Annotated in this window: 22 protein-coding genes; 15 read left to right on the forward strand and 7 right to left on the reverse strand. The window is 64.5% G+C overall.

Annotation, left to right across the window (positions count from 1 at the left end; all coding sequences use genetic code 11):
* Positions 1-126: 126 nt before the first annotated feature.
* Together K8374_RS14140 and K8374_RS14145 are read right to left on the reverse strand one after the other, a co-directional pair.
* On the reverse strand, positions 127-1,518 hold the full coding sequence (locus tag K8374_RS14140) for an FAD-dependent oxidoreductase (RefSeq protein ID WP_224456076.1): 1,392 nt from the start codon (positions 1,516-1,518) through the stop codon (positions 127-129).
* Positions 1,519-1,530: 12 nt separating this feature from the next.
* Entirely contained in the window at positions 1,531-2,847 is a 1,317-nt protein-coding gene (locus K8374_RS14145) for an MFS transporter (protein WP_224456077.1), read from the reverse strand.
* Positions 2,848-3,111: 264 nt separating this feature from the next.
* On the opposite strand from K8374_RS14145, the gene K8374_RS14150 reads away from it, so the two are divergent.
* Together K8374_RS14150 and K8374_RS14155 are read left to right on the forward strand one after the other, a co-directional pair.
* A complete protein-coding gene (locus K8374_RS14150) occupies positions 3,112-3,981 on the forward strand; it encodes a LysR substrate-binding domain-containing protein (RefSeq protein ID WP_224456078.1) in 870 nt (289 codons plus the stop codon).
* 123 nt (positions 3,982-4,104) lie between these two features.
* Positions 4,105-4,476: a DUF2784 domain-containing protein gene (locus tag K8374_RS14155; RefSeq protein WP_224456079.1), complete on the forward strand. Its 372-nt coding sequence runs from the start codon at positions 4,105-4,107 to the stop codon at positions 4,474-4,476.
* On the opposite strand, the gene tam is transcribed toward K8374_RS14155, so the two are convergent.
* Positions 4,466-5,242: a trans-aconitate 2-methyltransferase gene (tam, locus tag K8374_RS14160; protein WP_224456080.1), complete on the reverse strand. Its 777-nt coding sequence runs from the start codon at positions 5,240-5,242 to the stop codon at positions 4,466-4,468. The genes K8374_RS14155 and tam overlap by 11 nt on opposite strands.
* A gap of 299 nt (positions 5,243-5,541) precedes the next feature.
* On the opposite strand from tam, the gene K8374_RS14165 reads away from it, so the two are divergent.
* Positions 5,542-7,167: a methyl-accepting chemotaxis protein gene (locus K8374_RS14165; protein WP_224456081.1), complete on the forward strand. Its 1,626-nt coding sequence runs from the start codon at positions 5,542-5,544 to the stop codon at positions 7,165-7,167.
* A 209-nt stretch (positions 7,168-7,376) separates the two neighbouring features.
* On the opposite strand, the gene K8374_RS14170 is transcribed toward K8374_RS14165, so the two are convergent.
* A complete protein-coding gene (locus K8374_RS14170; RefSeq protein WP_224456082.1) occupies positions 7,377-8,783 on the reverse strand; it encodes a purine-cytosine permease family protein in 1,407 nt (468 codons plus the stop codon).
* Between the two features lie 315 nt (positions 8,784-9,098).
* On the opposite strand from K8374_RS14170, the gene K8374_RS14175 reads away from it, so the two are divergent.
* The 9 genes from K8374_RS14175 to K8374_RS14215 all read left to right on the forward strand — a co-directional run bounded on the left by K8374_RS14175 (position 9,099) and on the right by K8374_RS14215 (position 16,357).
* A complete protein-coding gene (locus K8374_RS14175) occupies positions 9,099-9,584 on the forward strand; it encodes a flavin reductase family protein (protein ID WP_196143078.1) in 486 nt (161 codons plus the stop codon).
* Positions 9,585-9,673: 89 nt separating this feature from the next.
* On the forward strand, positions 9,674-10,717 hold the full coding sequence (locus tag K8374_RS14180; protein ID WP_224456083.1) for an LLM class flavin-dependent oxidoreductase: 1,044 nt from the start codon (positions 9,674-9,676) through the stop codon (positions 10,715-10,717).
* A 191-nt stretch (positions 10,718-10,908) separates the two neighbouring features.
* On the forward strand, positions 10,909-11,505 hold the full coding sequence (locus tag K8374_RS14185) for an amino acid synthesis family protein (protein ID WP_084853534.1): 597 nt from the start codon (positions 10,909-10,911) through the stop codon (positions 11,503-11,505).
* A 71-nt stretch (positions 11,506-11,576) separates the two neighbouring features.
* Positions 11,577-12,410 (forward strand): alpha/beta fold hydrolase, encoded by an 834-nt coding sequence (locus tag K8374_RS14190; RefSeq protein ID WP_224456084.1) that lies wholly within the window; start codon positions 11,577-11,579, stop codon positions 12,408-12,410.
* Positions 12,407-13,888: an aldehyde dehydrogenase gene (locus K8374_RS14195; RefSeq protein WP_224456085.1), complete on the forward strand. Its 1,482-nt coding sequence runs from the start codon at positions 12,407-12,409 to the stop codon at positions 13,886-13,888. Before K8374_RS14190 ends, K8374_RS14195 begins: the two co-directional genes overlap by 4 nt.
* 14 nt (positions 13,889-13,902) lie before the next feature.
* On the forward strand, positions 13,903-14,388 hold the full coding sequence (locus tag K8374_RS14200) for a flavin reductase family protein (protein WP_224456086.1): 486 nt from the start codon (positions 13,903-13,905) through the stop codon (positions 14,386-14,388).
* A gap of 170 nt (positions 14,389-14,558) precedes the next feature.
* Positions 14,559-14,948, forward strand: coding sequence for a carboxymuconolactone decarboxylase family protein (locus K8374_RS14205; protein WP_224456087.1), 390 nt, complete (start codon positions 14,559-14,561; stop codon positions 14,946-14,948).
* Between the two features lie 90 nt (positions 14,949-15,038).
* Positions 15,039-15,791: a GntR family transcriptional regulator gene (locus K8374_RS14210; protein WP_224456088.1), complete on the forward strand. Its 753-nt coding sequence runs from the start codon at positions 15,039-15,041 to the stop codon at positions 15,789-15,791.
* A 2-nt stretch (positions 15,792-15,793) separates the two neighbouring features.
* Entirely contained in the window at positions 15,794-16,357 is a 564-nt protein-coding gene (locus tag K8374_RS14215; protein WP_224456089.1) for an NUDIX hydrolase, read from the forward strand.
* 7 nt (positions 16,358-16,364) lie between these two features.
* On the opposite strand, the gene K8374_RS14220 is transcribed toward K8374_RS14215, so the two are convergent.
* The 3 genes from K8374_RS14220 to K8374_RS14230 form a co-directional block, all read right to left on the reverse strand.
* Complete coding sequence (locus tag K8374_RS14220) at positions 16,365-16,853, reverse strand: RES family NAD+ phosphorylase (protein ID WP_318010849.1); 489 nt, start codon at positions 16,851-16,853, stop codon at positions 16,365-16,367.
* Positions 16,835-17,341 (reverse strand): antitoxin Xre/MbcA/ParS toxin-binding domain-containing protein, encoded by a 507-nt coding sequence (locus K8374_RS14225; protein ID WP_224456090.1) that lies wholly within the window; start codon positions 17,339-17,341, stop codon positions 16,835-16,837. Before K8374_RS14225 ends, K8374_RS14220 begins: the two co-directional genes overlap by 19 nt.
* Positions 17,342-17,470: 129 nt before the next feature.
* Positions 17,471-17,764, reverse strand: coding sequence for a DUF1330 domain-containing protein (locus K8374_RS14230; RefSeq protein WP_224456091.1), 294 nt, complete (start codon positions 17,762-17,764; stop codon positions 17,471-17,473).
* Between the two features lie 76 nt (positions 17,765-17,840).
* Here K8374_RS14230 and ribBA point away from each other — a divergent pair, with 76 nt between their 5' ends.
* The 3 genes from ribBA (at position 17,841) to K8374_RS14245 (ending at position 21,237) form a co-directional block, all read left to right on the forward strand.
* Entirely contained in the window at positions 17,841-18,962 is a 1,122-nt protein-coding gene (ribBA, locus tag K8374_RS14235; protein WP_224456092.1) for a bifunctional 3,4-dihydroxy-2-butanone-4-phosphate synthase/GTP cyclohydrolase II, read from the forward strand.
* Positions 18,963-19,297: 335 nt separating this feature from the next.
* A complete protein-coding gene (locus tag K8374_RS14240; RefSeq protein ID WP_224456093.1) occupies positions 19,298-20,323 on the forward strand; it encodes a polyamine ABC transporter substrate-binding protein in 1,026 nt (341 codons plus the stop codon).
* Entirely contained in the window at positions 20,320-21,237 is a 918-nt protein-coding gene (locus K8374_RS14245; protein WP_224456094.1) for an ABC transporter permease, read from the forward strand. The genes K8374_RS14240 and K8374_RS14245 overlap by 4 nt, the downstream gene beginning before the upstream one ends.
* The last annotated feature ends 4 nt before the right edge of the window (positions 21,238-21,241 follow it).

Raw genomic sequence — 21,241 nt, forward strand, 5'->3', positions numbered from 1 at the left:
CGATTCTCTTTGTTCCAGCGGCCGGTTCAGGAAGCGACCGGCCAAAAAAGTGGGAGCAGTTTATACGCCCTCGCCGGTGGGATCGACAAGAAATCTCGACACAGGCCCCGCGATCGGGGCAAAAAATCAGGCTTTGTCGGCCTTGCCCGCCGCCGCCGCGAACCGCGCCAGGCGCACGTCCAGGTGCCGTGGACGTACACCGCGGTCCTCGGCGCGCTCCTTGCGACGGATGGCATTGCGCACCATCAATGACCCCAGATAGCGGATCGGCTCCGGCGGGAACTGGCCCAGCGGGCCCTTGACCAGCGGTGACCGAGTCCAGGGGTTGTCCTGCCCCAGAGCCAGCGACGACAGAATCTGCCCACCCATGTGGCACGGCCCCACGCCGCTGCCGGAATAACCAAAGCCATAGAACACGTTGCCCTGCCCATCCAGTCGGCCGAAGAACGGCAGGCCGGTCACCGAGCGGTCAGACGGGCCGTTCCAGCTGGCCGCCAGCGGCACGTCGGCCAGCGCCGGGAAAAACGCGCCAAGGCTTTCGCGCAGCAGTGGTCGGTAAGGCGATGGTTGGTCGAACACCGGCAACATACGCCCGCCATAGGCGAAGGTGTTGCCCCCTTTGCCGAGCATCAGCCGCCCGTCGCTGGTGTTGTGGTAGTAGTGCACGAAAATCCGTGAATCGAGAACGCTCACACCGCTGACCAGGCCAATTTCACGCAGCAACTCCGGGCACGGCTCGGTGATCACCATATCGCTGGAGACGATCGCCACGCTGCGCTCGAACTGCGAGAAGGCCCTTGCCATCCAGGCGTTGAGGCCCAGCACCACACGGTCGGCGCGAATGGTCCCCTGGCGGGTGCGCACCTGTACCGGTGCGCCATGCTCCAGGCCCGTCATCGCCGTGCCTTCATGGATGCGCACCCCGCGTGCCAAGGCCACTCGCCGCAGGCCGCGCACCAGTCGGCCCGGTTGCACCGTGGCAGCGGCGGGCGAATACCAGCCTTCCAGGTGTCGGGTGGACCCAGCGAGGCGTTGCACCTGTTCCAGCGGCAAGCGCTGGAACGAATTGATTCCCTTGCTTTCCAGGGCGGCGATCACCGCATCGGTGCTGCCGACCTGGGCCTGGTTGGTCGCGGTATACAAGGTGCCGTCCAGGCGGTAGTCGCACTGGATGCCATTGGCCGCGCAGAACGCACCGATGGCAGTGATGCTGCGCTCCGACTCGCGCACCAGACGCACCGCCTCGGCTGCCCCGAACAGCCGCTCGAGGGTGAAGTACTTGGCCGACCACGACAATGCACACCCTCCATTCCGGCCGCTGGCCCCGGCACCGCAGATATCCGCCTCGATCAGCAGTACATCCAGCGAGGGTGCCTGTTCCTTGATCATCAAGGCGGTCCATAGGCCGGTGTAGCCGCCCCCGACGATGCACACGTCGCAGCGCGCGTCACCGGCCAGTGGTGGGCATGGTGCCTCGCCTTCGATGTCCAGGGCCTGTTGCAGCCAGAAGGGTCTCATCTATTGCATTCCTCAGGTGCGTGCGGGCTTGATCGCCATTGCAGTGTTCGGGGCCACGTCATTGGCCGCCACCAGGCTGGCCGGGCGGCTGTTCCAGTGCGGCAGGAGCACAAGGGCGGAGAACAGCGCGGTGCAGGCAAAGATGATGAACACCGTGACGCTGTCGAAGTAGCCAGGCAGCAGGCCGCCGAGTACCGCGCCCACCGAGCCGCAACCGTTGACGAAGCCTGCCGCGGTGGCACCGGCCTTGGCCGTGCCGAAATCGATCGCGGCCGCGCCGCTGATCATCGAGTCAGGCCCATACAGGGTCAGGCCCATCACGAACAGCAAGGCCACGACCAGGACCACGCTGCCGGTGTGCATGGCGCCCATGAAGCCCGCCAGCACCAGGGTCAGCAGCACCAGGCTGATCACACAGGCGGGCATGCGCCGTGCCCCGAACAGTTTGTCGGAGGCAACGCCGATGATGATCGGCCCGAGCAGGCCCGCCAGCTCGAAGGCAGTCGGAATGATGGCGGCCCCCACCTTGCCCACCGACGGCATGTGTTCGAAGACGATCACCGGGCCCCACAGCAGAATGGCGTAGCGCGCCGGCTTGAGCATGAAGTAGGCAAGCCCCAGGGTCAGCACCGTGCGGTTGCGCAGGATCTCCTTCAACGGCGCCCAGACGCTGCACAGGTTCGAGCCCGGCGCCATGCTCTGCGGCTCGGGCTCCACCGGCTGCAGGCCGACATCCTCGGGCTTGTTGCGCTGGAAGATGAAGAACAAGACCGCCACGCCCGCCACCACTGCGGCGCTGGAGAAGAACGCCGCGTGCCAGGTGCCGACCAGGGTATAGGCCCACCAGCCGGCGAACGGCGAAGCCACCAGGCCACCGAAGGCGTAGCACGAACTCCACAGGCCCAGCACCCGCCCGCGTTGCACCGCCGGGAAGAAGCTGCCGATGTTCTTGCACAGCCCCGCCCACCCGGTGGACTGGGCCAGGCCCTGGACCAGCATGCAGGTGGCGAAGATCGGGAAGGTCGCGTAGCTGCCCATCACCACTGCCGCGGCGGCAGAGATCAGCAGGCCGCCGAGTACCACCACGCGCGGGCCGAAGCGGTCGGCAAGCATGCCCCAGGTGAACTGGCCCACGGCGTAGGCCGCCAGGTAGATCGCATCGAGGTTGGCCATGGCGGCCTTGTCGAGCATGAACGAGGGGTCTTCGCCGATGCCGAGCTTGGCGACCGAGAAGGCCTTGCGGGTGAAATAGAAGGCAGCGTATGCCAGCCAGGTGATTGCGAAGATCTGGACGCGCCAGCGCTTCATGGCCGCTAGGGATTGATTCATTTGACTCTGACCTCTTGCTCGAGTGTGCCGGCAGAATGTGAAAAAACGCCTGTTTTGTTGTTGTGTTGCGCACTGCATGACGAGTAGGACCGTCATTGGTCAGATGGCACCGGCGGTCGGGCGTGACCGGGGAAGTGCCATGGCCCCCCGGTGGTTGCTTTTGGCAACGCCGCTGGGCTGTCGAACATGGAACCAGCTGGTGACTGATAAATAAAATCGATTTATCGTATTTCACACATAAGCTCAGCTTGTTACGGAGTGGTCATGTCGGTCTCCCACGCTCAACTCAAGGCCTTTCACGCAGTTGCCGAGCAAGGCAGCTTCACCCGTGCCGCGGAAAAACTGTTCCTCACCCAGCCGGCAGTCTCCGACCAGGTGCGCAAGCTCGAGGAACGTTTCGGTGTGCTGCTGTTCCATCGCAATAAACGTTCGGTGCAACTGACCGACCTGGGCGAGCGCCTGCTGGGCGTCACCCAGCGGCTGTTCGCCTGCGAAACCGAGGCGGTGGAGCTGCTGCAGGACTCCCGCGCCCTGCATACCGGCAGCCTGGTGCTGGCCGTGGACGCCCCGGTCCACGTACTGCCGCAGATCGCCCGGTTCTGCCAGCGCTACCCAGGTATCCAAGTGAAGATCGAAACGGGCAACACCGACGAATCCCTGGCCCGCCTGTTCAGCTACCAGGCCGACCTGGCCTTGCTCGGGCGCGATGTCGATGACGAGCGGCTGTTCTGCGTACCCATGCGCCGCGACCCGATGGTGGCGTTCGTCTCGCGCCACCACCCGTGGGCCAGCCGCAGTTCGATCACCCTCGCCGACCTGGACGATACCCCGCTGGTGCTGCGCGAACCGGGTTCGGTGACCCGCCAGACGCTCGAGGAGGAAATGCAACGTGCCGGCCTGCGCATCCGCCCGGCGATCCAGGTCGAAGGCCGCGAGGCCGCACGGGAAGCGGTGGTGGTAGGCATTGGCGTGGGCGTGGTGTCGGCCGCCGAGTTCGGCGCAGATGCCCGGGTCTGCGCATTGCCGATCCTCGATTGCCAACGGCACCTGACCGAAACCCTGGTGTGCCTGAGCGAACAGCGCACCCGGCGGGTGGTGGCGACCTTCCTGCAGATGGTGCAAGACGAAAGTTAAGGAGCGCGCGAGCCCACCGCTCGAGATGCGTTGCTCTGTGGGGCCGGGTTTGTCCCGCGATTGGGCCTGCACCGACCGACTTGGTTTATGCTCGGTATGAACGTCCTGCTGCGGGTATACACCATGCTCCCCCGCCTCGCCGCCGACGCCCTGGTCCTCCTGCACCTGGCCTTCATCCTGCTGGTGTTGTTCGGCGGCCTGCTGGTGCTCAAGTGGCGCCCTGCCCTGTTCATCCATCTGCCAGCCATGGCCTGGGGCCTGGCGGTGGAATGCCTGCACCTGGGCTGCCCGTTGACCGGCTGGGAAAACCGTCTGCGTGCCGCCGCAGGCCAGGCCGGCTACCAGGGCGGCTTCATCGAGCACTACCTCTGGCCGTTGATCTACCCCGCCGGGCTGACGCCGCAAATCCAGCTCCTGCTGGGCATGTTCGTACTGCTGCTGAACCTGGCCGTATATGGCTACGTGGCCTGGCGCTGGCGCCGCGCTAGCGGGTAGCGACCACGAACAACCGTGGGAACGGCAACAGCACCTTGCCGTCGCTGGCAGGCGGGTAGCCCTGCTGCATCGCCTGCAGGTAGAGCTGCAGGAAATCCGCCTGCTCCCGTTCATCCAGCCGTGCCAGGTACGGGCGCAGGGCCGAGCCCTTGAACCATTCCACGACCGCTTCGGCCCCCCCGGCCATCGGGTGATGGTAGGTCGTGCGCCACACATCCACCCGGGTGCACAGAGGGCTGAGCAGGTCATAGTAGAACGCCGCATTGTGCCGTGGCGGCAGCGAAAAGTCGGCGAACTTGCCCGCCCATGGCCCTTGGCTGGCGATCTCGCGCAATTGCCGATGGGCCGGTTCATCGATGTTGTCCGGTGTTTGCACGGCCAGGCTGCCGCCCTCGGTCAATTGCCGCACCAGATGTGGGTACAAAGTGCCGTGGTCGGGGACCCATTGCAGCGAAGCGTTGGCCAGGACCAGGTCCTGCGGCTCGCTGGCCGTCCAGCTGGCGATGTCACCGATTTCGCAGCGCACCTGGGGTACGCACAGGCGCCGCCGCTGACGCGCTTTGTCGATCATGTCCGGATCGCTGTCCAGGGCCACCACCATGGCATCGGGGTGTTGGCCACGCAGCACTTCGGTGGAGTTGCCCGGGCCGCACCCAAGGTCGGTGGCGTGACGCACCGGGCGTGGCGGCACTGCGGCCAGCAGGTCGCGCACAGCGCGGGTGCGCTCGTCTTCGAACAACGAATACTGGGTGGCGGACCACGTCATGACAGGCTCCTTCGGCAAACTGAATAATCAGCATAAGCCATGCGTCGACCAGGCGTCGCCCTGCCCGCCTGGCACAGGGCCTGTTCAATGGCACAAGGACTTTCGTCGAGGTCGTTTGGGGGCACCAAAGCGTCGTTGAGCGCCTATCCATAAATAATGGCCATATGTCATCATTCTGCTAAAAACAATAAGGATGGTAAGGACTTAATTTCAACTCTCAGCGCATCATGAGCGCAAATACCCGACCCGTGCCGTCTTGTCCGTGCTCGTGATGCCGCTACCGCCAAGGAAAATCTCACATGCAACTACGGAATCTGAAAATCGGCATACGGGCAGCCGGCGTGTTCGCCCTGTTGGGTTTTCTGGTCCTGGCCATGGGCCTGATCGCACTGTACGAAACCCGCAAGATGGACAGCGCCACGGACGAAATCCGCCTGAACTGGATGCCCGCGATCATATCGCTGGGCGACATCAGCAACAGCCTGGGTCGGGCTCGGGCGTTCACCTTGCGCAGCGTCCTGGAAGAACAACCCGCCGCACGCAAGGTCTCCCTGGACCGGATCATCGAGATCAACCAGAAGCTCGAGAAAGACCTGAAGCTGTACGAAGACACCATCGTCGACGCTGAAGATCGCGCCCTGTTCAACACCTTCATGCAGCTGAGCGAGCGCTACCATGGCCTGCAGCAGTCCATTCGGGACAACGTCGCCGCCGGGCAGATGGACGAAGCGCGTCGGCTGATCAATGGCCCCATGGTCGAATACGCCGACACCATGATGAAAGCGCTCGGTGCGCTCATCCAATACAACGCCCATAACGCCGAACAGTCCTCCTTGCGCAGCAGCACCACGTCCGACGAAGCCTTCGCGCTGATCATCGGCACCCTGGTGGTGATCCTGCTCGCCCTGGCGGCCATCGCCACCCTGCTCACCCGCAGCATCGTCCTGCCCCTGGCCGACGCCGTGCAGGTCGCCGAACGGGTGGCCACCGGCGACCTGACCCACGATATCCAAGTGGTCGGCCGCGACGAGCCGGCACAGCTGCTGCGCGCCCTGGGCCGCATGCAACAAAGCCTGCGCGAGACCCTGCGCAAGATTGCCGCCTCCTCCGACCAGCTGGCATCGGCCTCCGAGGAACTGCACACGGTCACCGAGGACACCAGCCGCGGCCTGCACCAGCAAAGCGCCGAGATCGACCAAGCCGCCACGGCAGTCAACCAGATGACCGCTGCCGTCGAAGAAGTGGCCAACAACGCGGTGAGCACCGCCGATGCGTCCAAGGGCGCCGACCAGACCACCCGCGACGGCCGTGACCAGGTCAACCAGGCGCTGGCGTCTATCCAGCATCTGGTCAACGACGTAACCGGGACCTCCGAAGAAATCGAACAACTGGCCAGCAACGCCAACGAGATCAGCCGGGTGCTGGATGTGATCGGTGCCATCGCCGGGCAGACCAACCTGCTGGCACTCAACGCGGCCATCGAAGCGGCCCGTGCCGGCGAGGCCGGCCGCGGGTTCGCCGTGGTGGCCGATGAAGTGCGCGCCCTCGCCCACCGTACTCAGCAGTCCACGGCGGAAATCGAGCAGATGATCAGCGGCATCCAGTCCGGCACGGAGCGAGCGGTGAGCGCCATGCACACCAGCCAGGGCCGCGCCAACGGTACGCTGGAGGTGGCCCAGTCGGCCGGCCAGGCATTGGAAGTGATCGCCGAGGCCATCGCCTCGATCAACCAACGCAACCTGGTGATCGCCAGCGCTTCGGAAGAGCAAGCCCAGGTGGCCCGCGAGGTGGACCGCAACCTGGTCAATATTCGCGACCTGGCCATGCAGACGTCGGCGGGGGCCAACCAGACCAGTGCCGCAGCGCAGGACCTGTCACGGTTGGCAGTGGACCTGAACGCGATGGTGGCTCAGTTCAAGCTCTGAGCCGGTGGGGCCGCGATGCGGCCCAATCGCGGGGCAAGCCCGCTCCCACAGGATCAGCGCCAGCCGCTTGTCCTCTGCAGCCCGAAAGGCTGGGGTATCTCCCACAGGGGCTGAACCATACTTATGCATCGAAGGTTGCAAGCCCCTGTGGGAGCGGGCTTGCCCCGCGATTGGGCTGCAAGGCAGCCCTCTATGCCACGCTACCCGTATCAGTCATTCACACTCACCGCCCGCGCCACTCCAACCGGCTTGCGGCTGCGGGTCGCCAGGCAGTAATACAGCGGGCAGGTCACCAACAGTCCGAACAGCCACGACAGGTCCGCCCCTTCCACCAGGTTCGAATACGGCCCGACATACAACGACGTGTTGGCGAACGGCAACTGCACCAGGATGCCGCAGGCATAGGCAATGATCGCGTGGTGGTTGAAACGCCCATAGATGCCGCCATCGGCGCGAAAGATCGAGGCAATGTCGTACGCGCCCTTCTTGATCAGGTAGAAGTCGATCAGGTTGATCGACGCCCAGGGCACCAGCACCAGCAGCAGCGCCAGGATCAGCCCGATGAACTGGCCGATGAAGTCGGCCGAGGCGTTGAGCGCCACCAGCCCGCACGCCGCCAGGATCACCGTGGCCAGCACCACCCGCACCTTGACGCTTGGCGTCCACTGGGCCGCGAAGGTCTGGATGGCGGTGACGATCGACAGCACCGCACCGTACAGGTTGAGCGCGTTGTGGCTGATGATGTTGCACAGGAACAGCACCATCAACACCGGCCCCAGCCAGCCCGTCGCCTGCTCCACCGCCGCCATGGCGTCAGTGCCCTCCGGCACGCACAGCACCGCCACTGCCCCGAAGGTGAAGCACAGGATGGTCCCCAGGGTGGCGCCGAAATAGGTGGCCCAGAACGGCTTGGCGATGCCCACTTCACGCGGCAAGTAGCGCGAATAGTCGGAGGTATAGGGCGAGAAGCTGATCTGCCAGATCACCCCCAACGACACGGTGGCGACGAAGCCGGACAGGTTGAACGCACCGCGGCTGAAGAAGTCCGTCGGCAGCGCCTGGCTGAACATCATGACAAACCCTGCCAACAGCGCCGAACCCATCACCCAGGTGCCGATGCGGTTGAGGGTATGGATGAAGCGGTAGCCAATCACGCCGATGGCCGTGGCGCTCAGGGCGCCGATGACGATTGCCGTGGGCATCGGCACGCTGGGAGCGATGCCATGGATCGACTTGCCCGCCAGCACGATGTTGGAAATGAAGAACCCGACATAGATCAACGCGGTAAAGAATACGATCAGCAAGGCGCCGTAACGCCCGAACTGCCCGCGGCTCTGCACCATCTGCGGGATGCCCAGTTGCGGCCCCTGCGCAGAGGCCAGGGCGATGACCACGCCGCCCAGCAGATGCCCCAGCACGATGGCGACCAATCCCCACACCAGGTTCAGGTGGAACACCTGGACCACCATGGCTCCGGTGACGATAGGCAGCGGCGCGATGTTGGTGCTGAACCAGAGGGTGAACAGGTCGCGCGCCTTCCCATGGCGCTCGGCAGGTGGAACGTAATCGACCGTGTGATTTTCGACAAACTGGTGTTGCGACGACGGTTGGGACATGGTTTTCAGCTCGAAAGGTCGTTTTTTATCTTTGTAGGAAACCGCTCGAGGCGGCCTCTCAGCTGTGCACCATATTATGGTATTCCAAGTTTTTGACAACACTGCGCCGCCCTTTTTCAGCGCATCTGATCTGCCTCACGCCCCGCCGCGAAGTGTCCGTCTGGCTGACAAACCCACTGAATACGGGGCTTTGACCGTTTATCGCCTATGAGCCCGCAGAAAAAAATCTGCTTGCAATCGAGGTATTACGGTATACCATCAGACACATCAACGATAAAAATGCGGACCACCGCTGCCCTACCCGAGGAACACGCCATGATCGACGCAACCGTCTACAAGAACGTCCTGGGCTCCTTCCCGTCCGGCGTCACGGTCATCACCACCCTGGACGACGACGGCTCGATCGTCGGCCTCACTGCCAGTGCCTTCTCGTCCCTGTCCATGGACCCGCCGCTGGTGCTGTTCTGCCCCAACTACAGCTCCGACTCCTACCCCGTGCTGATCAAGCAGAAGCGCTTCGCCATCCACCTGCTTTCCGGTGAACAGCAAGCCGAAGCCTACGCCTTCGCCAAGAAAGGCAAGGACAAGGCCGCCGGCATCGAGTGGTCGCTGAGCGAGCTGGGCAACCCGCTGCTGGCCAACGCCACCGCGATCATCGAGTGCGAGCTGTGGCGTGAATACGAAGGCGGCGACCACGCCATCATGGTCGGCAAGGTGCATAACCTGATCGTGCCCGAGGAAGCACCACGGCCAATGGTGTATTGCCGCGGCAAGATGGCCAGCCTGCCAGCCTTCGCCTGAATCACCAGCGGGATTGCCCGCTTGTCGTGCATCAGATCTGACCGCCTGCCCCCTGCAGGCGATAACAACAAGCTCCGAGGAAAACCCCCATGAAATTTTCGCTGTTCGTGCACATGGAACGTTGGGATGAACAGGTCAGCCACCGTCAGCTGTTCGAAGACCTGACCGAACTGACCCTGATGGCCGAGCGCGGCGGTTTCAGCACCGTGTGGATCGGCGAACACCACGCCATGGAATACACCATCTCGCCCAGCCCCATGCCGCTGCTGGCCTACCTGGCCGCGCGCACCGAGACCATCCGCTTGGGCGCCGGCACCATCATCGCGCCGTTCTGGAACCCGATCCGCGTGGCCGGCGAATGCGCCCTGCTCGATGTGATCAGCAACGGGCGCATGGAAGTGGGCCTGGCCCGGGGCGCCTACCAGTTCGAGTTCGACCGCATGGCCAACGGCATGCCCGCCACTGACGGCGGCAAGGCCCTGCGCGAGATGGTCCCGGCGGTACGCAAGCTGTGGCAAGGCGACTACGCCCACGAAGGTGAGGTCTACACGTTCCCCACCTCCACCAGCGTGCCCAAGCCAGTGCAGAAAGGCATGCCACCGATGTGGATCGCGGCCCGCGACCCGGACTCGCACAACTTCGCCGTCAAGCATGGCTGCAATGTCATGGTCACCCCGCTGATGAAGGGTGACGAGGAAGTGCTGGACCTGAAGAACAAGTTCCAGGCAGCGCTGGACAACAACCCCGAGGTGCCTCGCCCGCAACTGATGGTGCTGCGCCACACTCACGTGCACAGCCCGGACGAGCCCGAGGGCTGGAAGATCGGCGCCCAGGCCATCTTGCGCTTCTACCGCACCTTCGACGCCTGGTTCGGCAACAAGACCACCCCGGTCAACGGCTTCCTGGAACCCAGCCCGGAGTCGAAGTTCGCCGAGGTACCAGCGTTCGAGCTGGAGAACATCCGCAAGAACACCATGATCGGTACGCCCGAGCAGATCATCGCGCGCATCAAGTACTACCAGGAACTGGGCGTCGACGAATTCAGCTTCTGGTGCGACAACAGCCTGCCCCATGCCGAGAAGAAGAAGTCGCTGGAGCTGTTCATCAAGGAAGTGGTGCCGGCGTTCGCCTGAGTTCTGTTAGTTGGGGCGCTGCTCGCGATGCACCGCGCGGGCTGCGCTCGATTTTCCAGGCGCAGCAAATCCCACCTCCAACCCGCCTTTCATCCGCCCCGCCAGATAAATTTCAGGCAGCCTCTTGCACTACCAGTATTATGGTATACCATCAGACAACAAGAGCTGATAACCCTCACCAGGAGCCCTCCATGAGTTTCGAAATCCGCAAGATCGTCACCTACTCCGAAGAGACCCGCATCGAAGGCGGCAAGGCCACCGACAAGCCGGTGACCATGGTCGGCCTGGCCGTGGTGATCAAGAACCCATGGGCCGGTCGCGGTTTCGTCGAGGACCTCAAGCCGGAAATCCGCGCCAACTGCTCCGACCTCGGTGCGCTGATGGTCGAGCGCCTGTGCGCGGCGATCGGTGGTGCCGACAAGATCGAAGCCTATGGCAAGGCGGCCGTGGTCGGTGCCGACGGTGAGATCGAGCACGCCTCGGCCGTCATCCACACCCTGCGCTTCGGCAACCACTACCGCGAAGCTGTCCAGGCCAAGAGCTACCTGAGCTTCACCAACAAGCGCGGCGGCCCGGGCACCTCGATCCAGATCCCGATGATGCAGAAAGACGACGAAGGCCTGCGTTCGCACTACATCACCCTGGAAATGCAGATCGAAGACGCACCGCGTGCCGACGAGATCGTCGTGGTCCTGGGCGCGGCCGACGGCGGCCGCCTGCACCCGCGCATCGGCAACCGCTACATCGACCTGGAAGAACTGGCCGCCGAGAAGGCCAACGCTCAATAACAACAACCAGACGGGCCGGGGCGTTGCGCGCAAGCATTGCCGCCACGCCCGACCTTCGAGGAGCGCCCTCCATGATTCAGCCTGTTGCTGAACGTACACCCGCCGGGACCAGCTACCTGAGCCTCGGCCAAGGCCAGCCCGTGGTGCTGATCCACGGCGTGGGCCTTAACAAGGAAATGTGGGGCGGGCAGTTCGTCGGCCTGTCCAGCGACTATCGCGTCATTGCCTACGACATGCTCGGCCACGGCCAGAGCCCACGACCGGCCGCCGATACCGACCTTGCCGGTTACGCCGCGCAGCTGGCCGAACTGCTCGACCACCTGCAGATTGCGCAGGCCACGGTCATCGGCTTCTCCATGGGTGGCCTGGTCGCCCGCGCCTTCGCCCTGCACTACCCTGCACGCCTGTCGGCGCTGGTGGTGCTCAACAGCGTGTTCAACCGCAGCCCCGAGCAGAGCGCCGGTGTCATCGCCCGTGCCGCCCAGGCCGCCGAGCACGGCCCCGACGCCAATGCCGAAGCGGCGCTGGCGCGTTGGTTCAGCCGCGAATACCAGGCAGCCAACCCGGCCCAGGTCGCGGCCATTCGTCAGACCCTGGCCGGCAACGACCCGCAGGGCTACCTGACCACCTATAAATTGTTCGCCACCCAGGACATGTACCGCGCCGAGGACCTGGGCAGCATTCAGGTACCGGCGCTGATCGCCACCGGCGAGCACGACCTGGGCTCGACCCCGGACATGGCCCGCCAACTGGCGGCGCGCATTCCAGGCGCACGCAGCGTGGTACTGGCCGAGCAACGGCACATGATGCCGGTGGAGGCGCCGCGCGAAGTCAACAAGATGCTGCTGGACTTCCTCAAGCAAGCCCGCACGTTCACCGAATCCGCCAAGGGGATAGTGGCATGACCCTCGTACGTTTCCAGATGTGCATCGACGGCCAATGGTGCGATGCGCAGAGCGCCAAGACCTTCGACAGCCTCGACCCAGCGACCGCGCGCCCTTGGGCGCAACTGCCCGATGCCGATGAAGCCGATGTCGAGCGGGCCGTGCAGGCCGCCCAGCGTGCCTTCGAAAACCCGGCCTGGCGTGCCCTGACCGCCACTGCGCGAGGCAAGCTGCTGCGCCGCCTGGGCGATCTGATCGCCGAGAACAAGGAGCACCTGGCCCAGCTGGAAAGCCGTGACAACGGCAAGCTGATCCGCGAAACCCGCGGCCAGGTCGGCTACCTGCCCGAGTTCTTCCATTACACCGCAGGCCTTGCCGACAAGCTCGAAGGCGGCACCCTGCCCCTGGACAAGCCAGACCTGTTCGCCTACACCGTGCACGAACCTATCGGTGTGGTAGCCGGGATCATCCCGTGGAACAGCCCGCTGTACCTGACCGCGATCAAGCTTGCCCCGGCGCTGGCCGCCGGTAACACCATCGTCCTCAAGCCATCCGAGCATGCCTCGGCGACCATCCTGGAGCTGGCCCGCCTGGCCCATGAAGCCGGCTTCCCGGCGGGCGTGGTCAACGTGGTCACCGGCTTCGGCCCAAGCACCGGTGCCGCGCTGACCCGCCACCCGCTGGTGCGCAAGATCGCCTTCACCGGTGGCGCCGCGACCGCCCGCCACGTGGTGCGCAGCAGCGCCGAGAACTTCGCCAAGCTGTCGCTGGAACTGGGTGGCAAGTCGCCGAATATCATCTTCGCCGACGCCGACCTGGACAGCGCCATCAACGGCGCCGTCGCCGGCATCTATGCTGCTTCCGGGCAAAGCTGCGTGGCCGGTTCGCGCCTGCTGGTGCAGGACGAGATCTTCGACGAATTCGTCGCGCGCCTGGTGGAGCGTGCCAAGCGCATTCGCATCGGCAACCCACAGGACGACGCCAGCGAAATGGGCCCGATGGCGACCGCCCAACAGCTAGCCGTGGTCGAAGGCCTGGTCGCCGCGGCCAAGGCCGAGGGCGCCAAGCTGCACCTGGGCGGCAAGCGCGCCGAGGTCGAGGGCGATGGCTGGTTCTATGAGCCGACCCTGTTCGAGTGCGACAGCAATTCGATGAAGATCATGCAGGAGGAAGTGTTCGGCCCGGTGGCGGCGGTCATCCGCTTCAAGACCGAGCAAGAGGCCCTGGCCATCGCCAACGACTCGCAGTTCGGCCTCGCCGCCGGTATCTGGACCCGCGACCTGGGCCGTGCCCATCGCCTGGCCCGCGACGTGCGTTCGGGCATCATCTGGGTCAATACCTACCGCGCGGTGTCGGCCATGGCTCCGATCGGTGGCTTCAAGAATAGCGGCTACGGCCGCGAAAGCGGCATCGACTCGGTGCTCGCCTATACCGAGCTGAAGACGGTGTGGATCAACCTCTCCACCGCGCCGATGCCCGACCCGTTCGTGATGCGTTGACCGAGGGCACGAAGATGATCGAACCAGGCATCTACAAAGACGTGATGGGCTCCTTCCCGTCCGGCGTCACGGTGGTCACCACCCTGGACGCCGACGGCGCCATCGTCGGCATCACCGCCAGTGCCTTCAGCGCACTGTCGATCGACCCGGCGCTGGTGCTGTTCTGCCCCAACTACGCCTCCGATACCTACCCGGTCCTGCGCGACAGCAAGCAGTTCGCCATCCACTTGTTGTCCGCCGACCAGACCGCCGAAGCCTATGCCTTCGCCGGTAAAGGCAGAGACAAGGCCAAGGGCATCGACTGGCACCTGAGCGAACTGGGCAACCCGCTGCTGGCCAAGGCCACGGCGATCATCGAGTGCGAGCTGTGGCGCGAGTACGACGGTGGCGACCATGCGATCATCGTCGGCCAGGTGAAAAACCTGATCCTGCCAGCCGAGCCGGTGACGCCGATGGTGTATCACAAAGGGAAGCTCGGCGCGCTGCCAACGCTGGGTTGATCGGGTACGCCGCGCGCCCCATCGCGGGGCAAGCCCGCTCCCACAGGTTCGGCGCAATCCCTGTGTGGGCTTGTCCCGCGATGGACTGCACGGCAGCCCCAAGTTTCCGGGGCCGCGCATACCCCCTCACCTTCGGTTGCGGCCCCTTTTTCCACGCAGGAGCACGGCACATGAGCAACGAGAAATACGAAAAAGGCCTGCAGATCCGCACCCAGGTGCTGGGTGAGGACTATGTCAATCGTTCGATCCAGAACGCCGATGACTTCACCAGGCCCTTGCAGGAGCTGGTCACCGAATATTGCTGGGGCCATGTCTGGGGCCGCGATGGCTTGTCGCTCAAAGAGCGCAGCATGATAAACTTGGCCATGATTTCCGCGCTCAACCGGCCCCACGAGCTCAAGCTGCACATCCGCGGCGCCTTGCGAAATGGCCTGAGCCGTGAACAGATTCGCGAGATCCTGCTCCAGGTCGGCATTTATTGCGGCGTACCCGCGGCGGTGGACAGCTTCCGCCTGGCCCGCGAGGCGTTCGCCGAAGCCGATGCGGAGTCAACCCGTTAACAGCGGGCTGTTCGAACCACGCAAGGAGAGCGCCCAGGGTTCGTGGCGCTTCCAGGTCGCGGCCGGGCAGCCTCATTCAGAGCGCACTCGATGAAACGCCAGCCCCTCGACGACAGCTTCAAGGTCAACCGCAACCCCGTTACCCTGCGCGAAATCGTGCTCGACAAACTGCGCGGGGCGATCATGAACTTCCACCTGCTGCCCGGCGATCGCCTGGTCGAGCGCGACCTCTGCGACCGCCTCGGGGTCAGCCGCACCTCGGTCCGCGAAGCCCTGCGCCACCTCGAATCCGAAGGCCTGGTGGAGTTCGCCGACGCCAAGGGTCCACGGGTGGCGATCATCACCCTGGAAGACGCCCGCGACATCTATGAGCTGCGCTGCGTGCTCGAAGGGCTGATCGTCCAGCTGTTCACCCTCAATGCCAAGGCCAAGGACATCCGTGCGCTGGAACGTGCCCTGGAAGTCAATCGCGAAGCCTTGGAGGAAGGCGAGCTGCAACAGGTGCTGGAATCTGTTCAAGGGTTCTACGACGTCCTTCTGGAAGGCTCCGGCAACCAGGTCGCCGCCCAGCAGCTGCGCCAGTTGCAGGCCCGTATCAGCTACCTGCGCGCCACCTCGGTGTCCCAGGAAAACCGTCGCGGCGCGAGCAACCAGGAAATGGAAAAGATCGTCGAGGCGATCAAGAGCGGCGACCCGCAGCGTGCGCACCAGGCCTCGGTCGACCATGTACGCGCCGCTGCCAAGGTGGCCCTGGACTACCTGCGTCAGAAGCAGGAAGACAACGCCAAGGTCCGCGACATCGTCGAACCCCTGCCCCTCAAAGACCCCCGCATAGGCCGCTGACCATGCCACCCGCCCCGCGCTATTGCCCGCACTGCACAACGGAGCTCGCCCGGGGCGTTCCCAGCGGCGACACCCACGAGCGTCTGCATTGCGCCGGGTGTGGCTATGTCCACTACATCAACCCCAAGATCATCGCCGGCTGCATCATCGAGCGCGATGGCAAGTACCTGCTGTGCCAGCGCGCCATCCCCCCTCGCCCCGGCACCTGGACCTTGCCGGCCGGCTTCATGGAGGCCGGCGAAACCACCGAACAGGCCGCCTTGCGCGAGGTCTGGGAAGAAAGCGGCGTACGCGGCGAGATCGTCTCGCCCTATTCGATCTTCAGCGTGCCCAAGATCAGCGAGGTGTACATCATCTTCCGCGCCATCGCCACGGAAGAGACCGGCCAGTACGGTCCGGAGACCCTCGCCTATCGCTTCTTCGAGCCTGACGAAATCCCCTGGGACGAGATCTACTACCCCGCCATCCGCCAGATCCTCGAGCGCTACATCCTCGAGCGCCAGGCCGGGGTATACGGCATCTACATGGGCAACGACGATACCGGCAAGGTGCATTTCATTCGGTGATTGCCCATCAGCCTGCACGCGCCTTGAACATTCGCTCGTCATAGGCGAAATCGAACACCTCGCGCACACGGACCTCGCGTACCGCCGGGTGCAGCGGATTGACCACCAGGTTGCGCTCCAGTTGCAGCACCACCGAAGGCACGATGAGCCCCAGATGGCTGCGCGCTTCGAGCCAACGTGTGCCGAACAGCATGCTGGGGTTGTCGGCCGGCAGCGCATCCCAGCCGGCAGGCAGTTGATCGGCGGCAGGTTCCAGGTACAGCGCCGGATCGTCGGGCAACTCGAAACAGGTGATCTTGAGGGGAAACTGGGGGCGCCCGGCCGCATGGACGAAGGTCTCCAACGTACAGATCGCCGGCGACAAGCCCATGTACAGCGCCGGCACGTCGATCTGGTTCCAGCGCCCACCCACGATCGCCGCGCCCCTGCCACTGAGGTCATCTGCCCGGGAAGCCTTGGCGACGCGCCAGGCCAGCATCAGACGACGCCACCCCATTCCAGGGCCACCAGCGCCCGGCGTACCTGCTTGGCACCGATCTCGGTCTCGCACAGCATCACCGGGGCCATACCGCCTAGGGCATCGTTGGGCCGGGACATCCACGCCACGGCCGGCGCTTCGCCTTCGAAGACCGCCACCGCCTGATGGGTGATTTCGGCGATGCGGTCCAGGCGTTCGGAGGCCACGGCATCGAGCGGCTGGTTGTCGCGCACACGGCGCTCGAGGGTCGAGATCGACGCGTTGAACAGCGCCGCCAGCTGTTTTTCCGGCAGGCTGAACAGGCGCTTGACCTCCTGATAAAGCTTGGCCGGCAAACCGTCGCGGATCTGTACCAGACGCTGGGCCTCGGTCAACTGATCGTGGGCCTGGGAATAGCCCCAGAACACGCCGTCCGCCTCGCGGACCTCGAGCGCTGCCTTGCGCCCGCCTTCGATCGTGGCGTAACGCGCACGCCGGGCAGGTGCCTTCTTGGTCGTCTCGATCATGCTCACCTCATTTGGTGATAAAAAAACATCAAATGAAGGATACATCGACTGGAAGGCCGTTGCACGGGTCTTTCTGTGCGGCGAGCGACCTTGCGTCGCGAAAGGACCGATCCCGGCCCCATGGCATTCTCAAGGCCCGACGCCCTCGACAATGATCACCTCGGCCCTCGCCACACCTTGCCGATACCCGCATGCCTCCTGGTACGCCTCGGACCGGTAGCACGCCAACGCCTGCTCGTACGAGTCGAACTCGATCACCACGCTACGCTGTGGGGTAGGCCTGCCCTCCATCGCCTCGCTGCGCCCGCCACGGGCCAGCAGGCGGCCGCCAAACGCGGCGAAGGCCGCCGGGGCGCGTTGGGTGTACTGCTGGTACTGCTCGGGGTCGGTGACGTCGACATGGGCGATCCAGTAAGCCTTCATCCAGTGCTCTCCTGAAAAGGTTATTTGTGTATGATGGTATACCATAAAAACCACCCTACCACAGCGAGTGTGCAGCATGGCTTTCAACAGCATCGAAGAACTCCTCGAGGACTACCGCCAGGGCAAGATGGTCCTGCTGGTGGACGACGAGGACCGTGAAAACGAGGGCGACTTGCTGATCGCCGCCGAGCGCTGTGACGCCCAGGCCATCAACTTCATGGCCCGGCAAGCGCGCGGGCTGATCTGCCTGACCCTGACCGACGAGCACTGCCAGCGCCTGGGCCTTGAACAGATGGTGCCGGCCAACGGCAGCATGTTCAGCACCGCCTTCACCGTGTCCATCGAGGCCGCCACAGGCGTCACCACCGGCATCTCTGCCGCCGACCGCGCCCGCACCGTGGCGGCAGCCATGGCCCCTGACGCCCGCCCCGAAGACCTGGTACAGCCAGGCCATATCTTCCCGCTGCGCGCCCGCGAAGGCGGCGTACTGACCCGTGCCGGGCACACCGAGGCCGGTTGCGACCTGGCCCGCCTGGCCGGCTTTGCCCCCGCCTCGGTGATCGTCGAGGTGCTCAACGACGACGGCACCATGGCCCGGCGCCCGGACCTGGAGCTGTTCGCCGAACACCACGGCATCAAGATCGGCACCATCGCCGACCTGATCCACTATCGCCTGAGCACCGAGCAGACCATCAAGCGCATCGGCGAGCGCGAACTGCCCACCGTGCATGGCACCTTCCGCCTGGTGACCTACGAAGACCGCATCGAGGGCGGCGTACACATGGCCATGGTGATGGGCGACATCCGCCGCGACCAGCCGACGTTGGTGCGGGTGCACGTGATCGACCCGCTGCGCGACCTGGTCGGCGCCGAATATGCGGGCCCCGCCAATTGGACGTTGTGGGCGGCACTGCAGAAGATCGCCGCCGAAGGCGCGGGCGTGGTGGTGATCCTGGCCAACCATGAATCCTCCCAGGCCTTGCTCGAACGCGTGCCGCACCTGACCCAGCCGACCCGGCCTTACCAGAGAGGCCAGTCGAAAGTGTACTCGGAGGTCGGCACCGGCGCGCAGATTCTCCAGGACCTGGGCGTGGGCAAGCTGCGCCACCTGGGCCCGCCGCTGAAGTACGCGGGGCTTGCCGGATATGAGCTGGAGGTGGTGCAGAGCATTCCGTTCGAGCCTGCCGAGTTCAATTGACAATTTGGGGCTGCTACGCAGCCCTTTCGCGGCACAAGGCCGCTCCTACCGGTACGGCGCCGCACGGATGGCGCAGCCCCTGTAGGAGCGGCCTTGTGCCGCGAAAGGGCCGCATAGCGGCCCCAGATCTTTGGGTTTTAGTGATGGCCGGTCGCCCACAGCCCCTTGCTAAAAGTTTGGAATACCATAATATGATATCCCGTAGACCTTGAATTTTTGGCCGCACCTGCACGCATAAGAACGGCCACGCGACATCGTTGGAAAGCTGCTCCCCGAAGACATGGCGGGCGACAGGAAGCCCGCTCAAATAACAAAAGCAATTGAGGGCGTTAACCATGCTGTTAAGCAAACGAGTCACCGCTGTGCTGTCCGCCAGCCTGCTGTCCCTGGCCTGCCAAGCCACCCTGGCCGCCGACAGCCTGAATTTCGTCAGCTGGGGCGGCACCACCCAGGACGCCCAGAAACAGGCATGGGCCGAACCCTTCAGCGACAGCACCAAGATCAAGGTCGTACAGGACGGCCCCACCGACTACGGCAAGCTCAAAGCCATGGTCGAGAGCGGCAACGTGCAGTGGGACGTGGTCGATGTCGAAGCCGATTTCGCCCTGCGCGCCGCCAGCGAAGGCTTGCTTGAGCCGTTGGACTTCACCACGATCCAGCGCGAGCGCATCGACCCGCGATTCGTTTCCGACCATGGCGTCGGCTCGTTCTTCTTCTCCTTCGTGCTCGGCTACAACGAAGGCAAGCTCGGCGCCAACAAGCCAATGGACTGGTCGGCCCTGTTCGACACCAAGACCTACCCCGGCAAGCGCGCCCTGTACAAATGGCCAAGCCCCGGCGTGCTGGAGCTGGCCCTGCTGGCCGACGGCGTACCGGCGGACAAGCTCTACCCCCTGGACCTGGACCGCGCGTTCAAGAAGCTCGACACCATCAAGAAGGACATCGTCTGGTGGGGCGGTGGCGCCCAGTCCCAGCAGTTGCTGGCCTCCGGCGAAGCCTCCCTCGGCCAGTTCTGGAACGGCCGGGTCTACGCCCTGCAGCAGGATGGCGCCCCCGTGGGTGTGAGCTGGAAGCAGAACCTGGTCATGGCCGATTTCCTGGTCATCCCCAAGGGCGCCAAGAACAAGGACGCGGCCATGAAGTTCCTGGCCAATGCCAGCAGCGCCAAGGGCCAGGCCGACTTCGCCAACCTGACCGCCTACGCCCCGGTCAACCTCGACAGTATCGCCCAGCTCAAGCCCGAGCTCGCCCCGAACCTGCCGACTGCCTACGCCCAGGACCAGGTGACCCTCGACTTCGCCTACTGGGCGAAGAACGGCCAGGCCATCGCGGCCCGCTGGAATGAGTGGCTGGTCAAATGAAAGTCGCCATCAATGCCCTGCACAACGCGCAAGGTGCGCCCAGCGGCACCGGCACGCCGGGGGCGGCCGTGCGCCGCCCGACCTTGAGCCAACGCTGGCGCGGCAGCCGCAACCTGCTGCCGGCCCTGGTGTTCCTTGGCCTGTTCTTCTTCGCGTCGTTGATCGGCCTGTTGCTGCGCGGCGTGCTGGAGCCGGTACCGGGGCTGGGCAACTACGAGCAGCTGTTCGCCAACTCGGCCTATACGCGGGTATTGCTCAACACCTTTTCCGTGGCCGGCCTGGTGACCATGATCAGCGTGCTGCTGGGCTTTCCACTGGCCTGGGCGATCACCCTGGTGCCACGAGGCTGGGGCCGCTGGTTGCTGAACATCGTGCTGTTGTCGATGTGGACCAGCCTGCTGGCCCGCACCTACTCCTGGCTGGTGCTGCTGCAGGCCTCGGGGGTGATCAACAAGGTGTTGATGGCGCTCGGCATCATCGATTCGCCGCTGGAGATGGTGCACAACCTCACCGGCGTGGTGATCGGCATGAGCTACATCATGATCCCGTTCATCGTCCTGCCCCTGCAGGCGACCATGCAGGCTATCGACCCGATGGTGCTGCAAGCCGGCTCCATCTGCGGCGCGAACCCCTGGACCAATTTCTGGAAGGTGTTCATCCCGCTGTGCCGCTCGGGGCTGTTCTCCGGTGCGCTGATGGTGTTCGTCATGTCACTCGGTTACTACGTGACGCCCGCCCTGCTGGGCGGTGCGCAGAACATGATGCTGCCCGAATTCATCGTCCAGCAGGTGCAGTCGTTCCTCAACTGGGGCCTGGCCAGCGCCGCCGCTGCGTTGCTGGTACTGATCACCCTGGTGCTTTTCTACTTCTACCTGAAGCTGCAGCCGGAATCCCCGGTCGGCAACGCGAGGTAAACGC

It is taken from the genome of Pseudomonas sp. p1(2021b), assembly GCF_020151015.1.
In the GTDB taxonomy this organism is placed as follows: Bacteria; Pseudomonadota; Gammaproteobacteria; order Pseudomonadales; family Pseudomonadaceae; genus Aquipseudomonas; species Aquipseudomonas putida_K.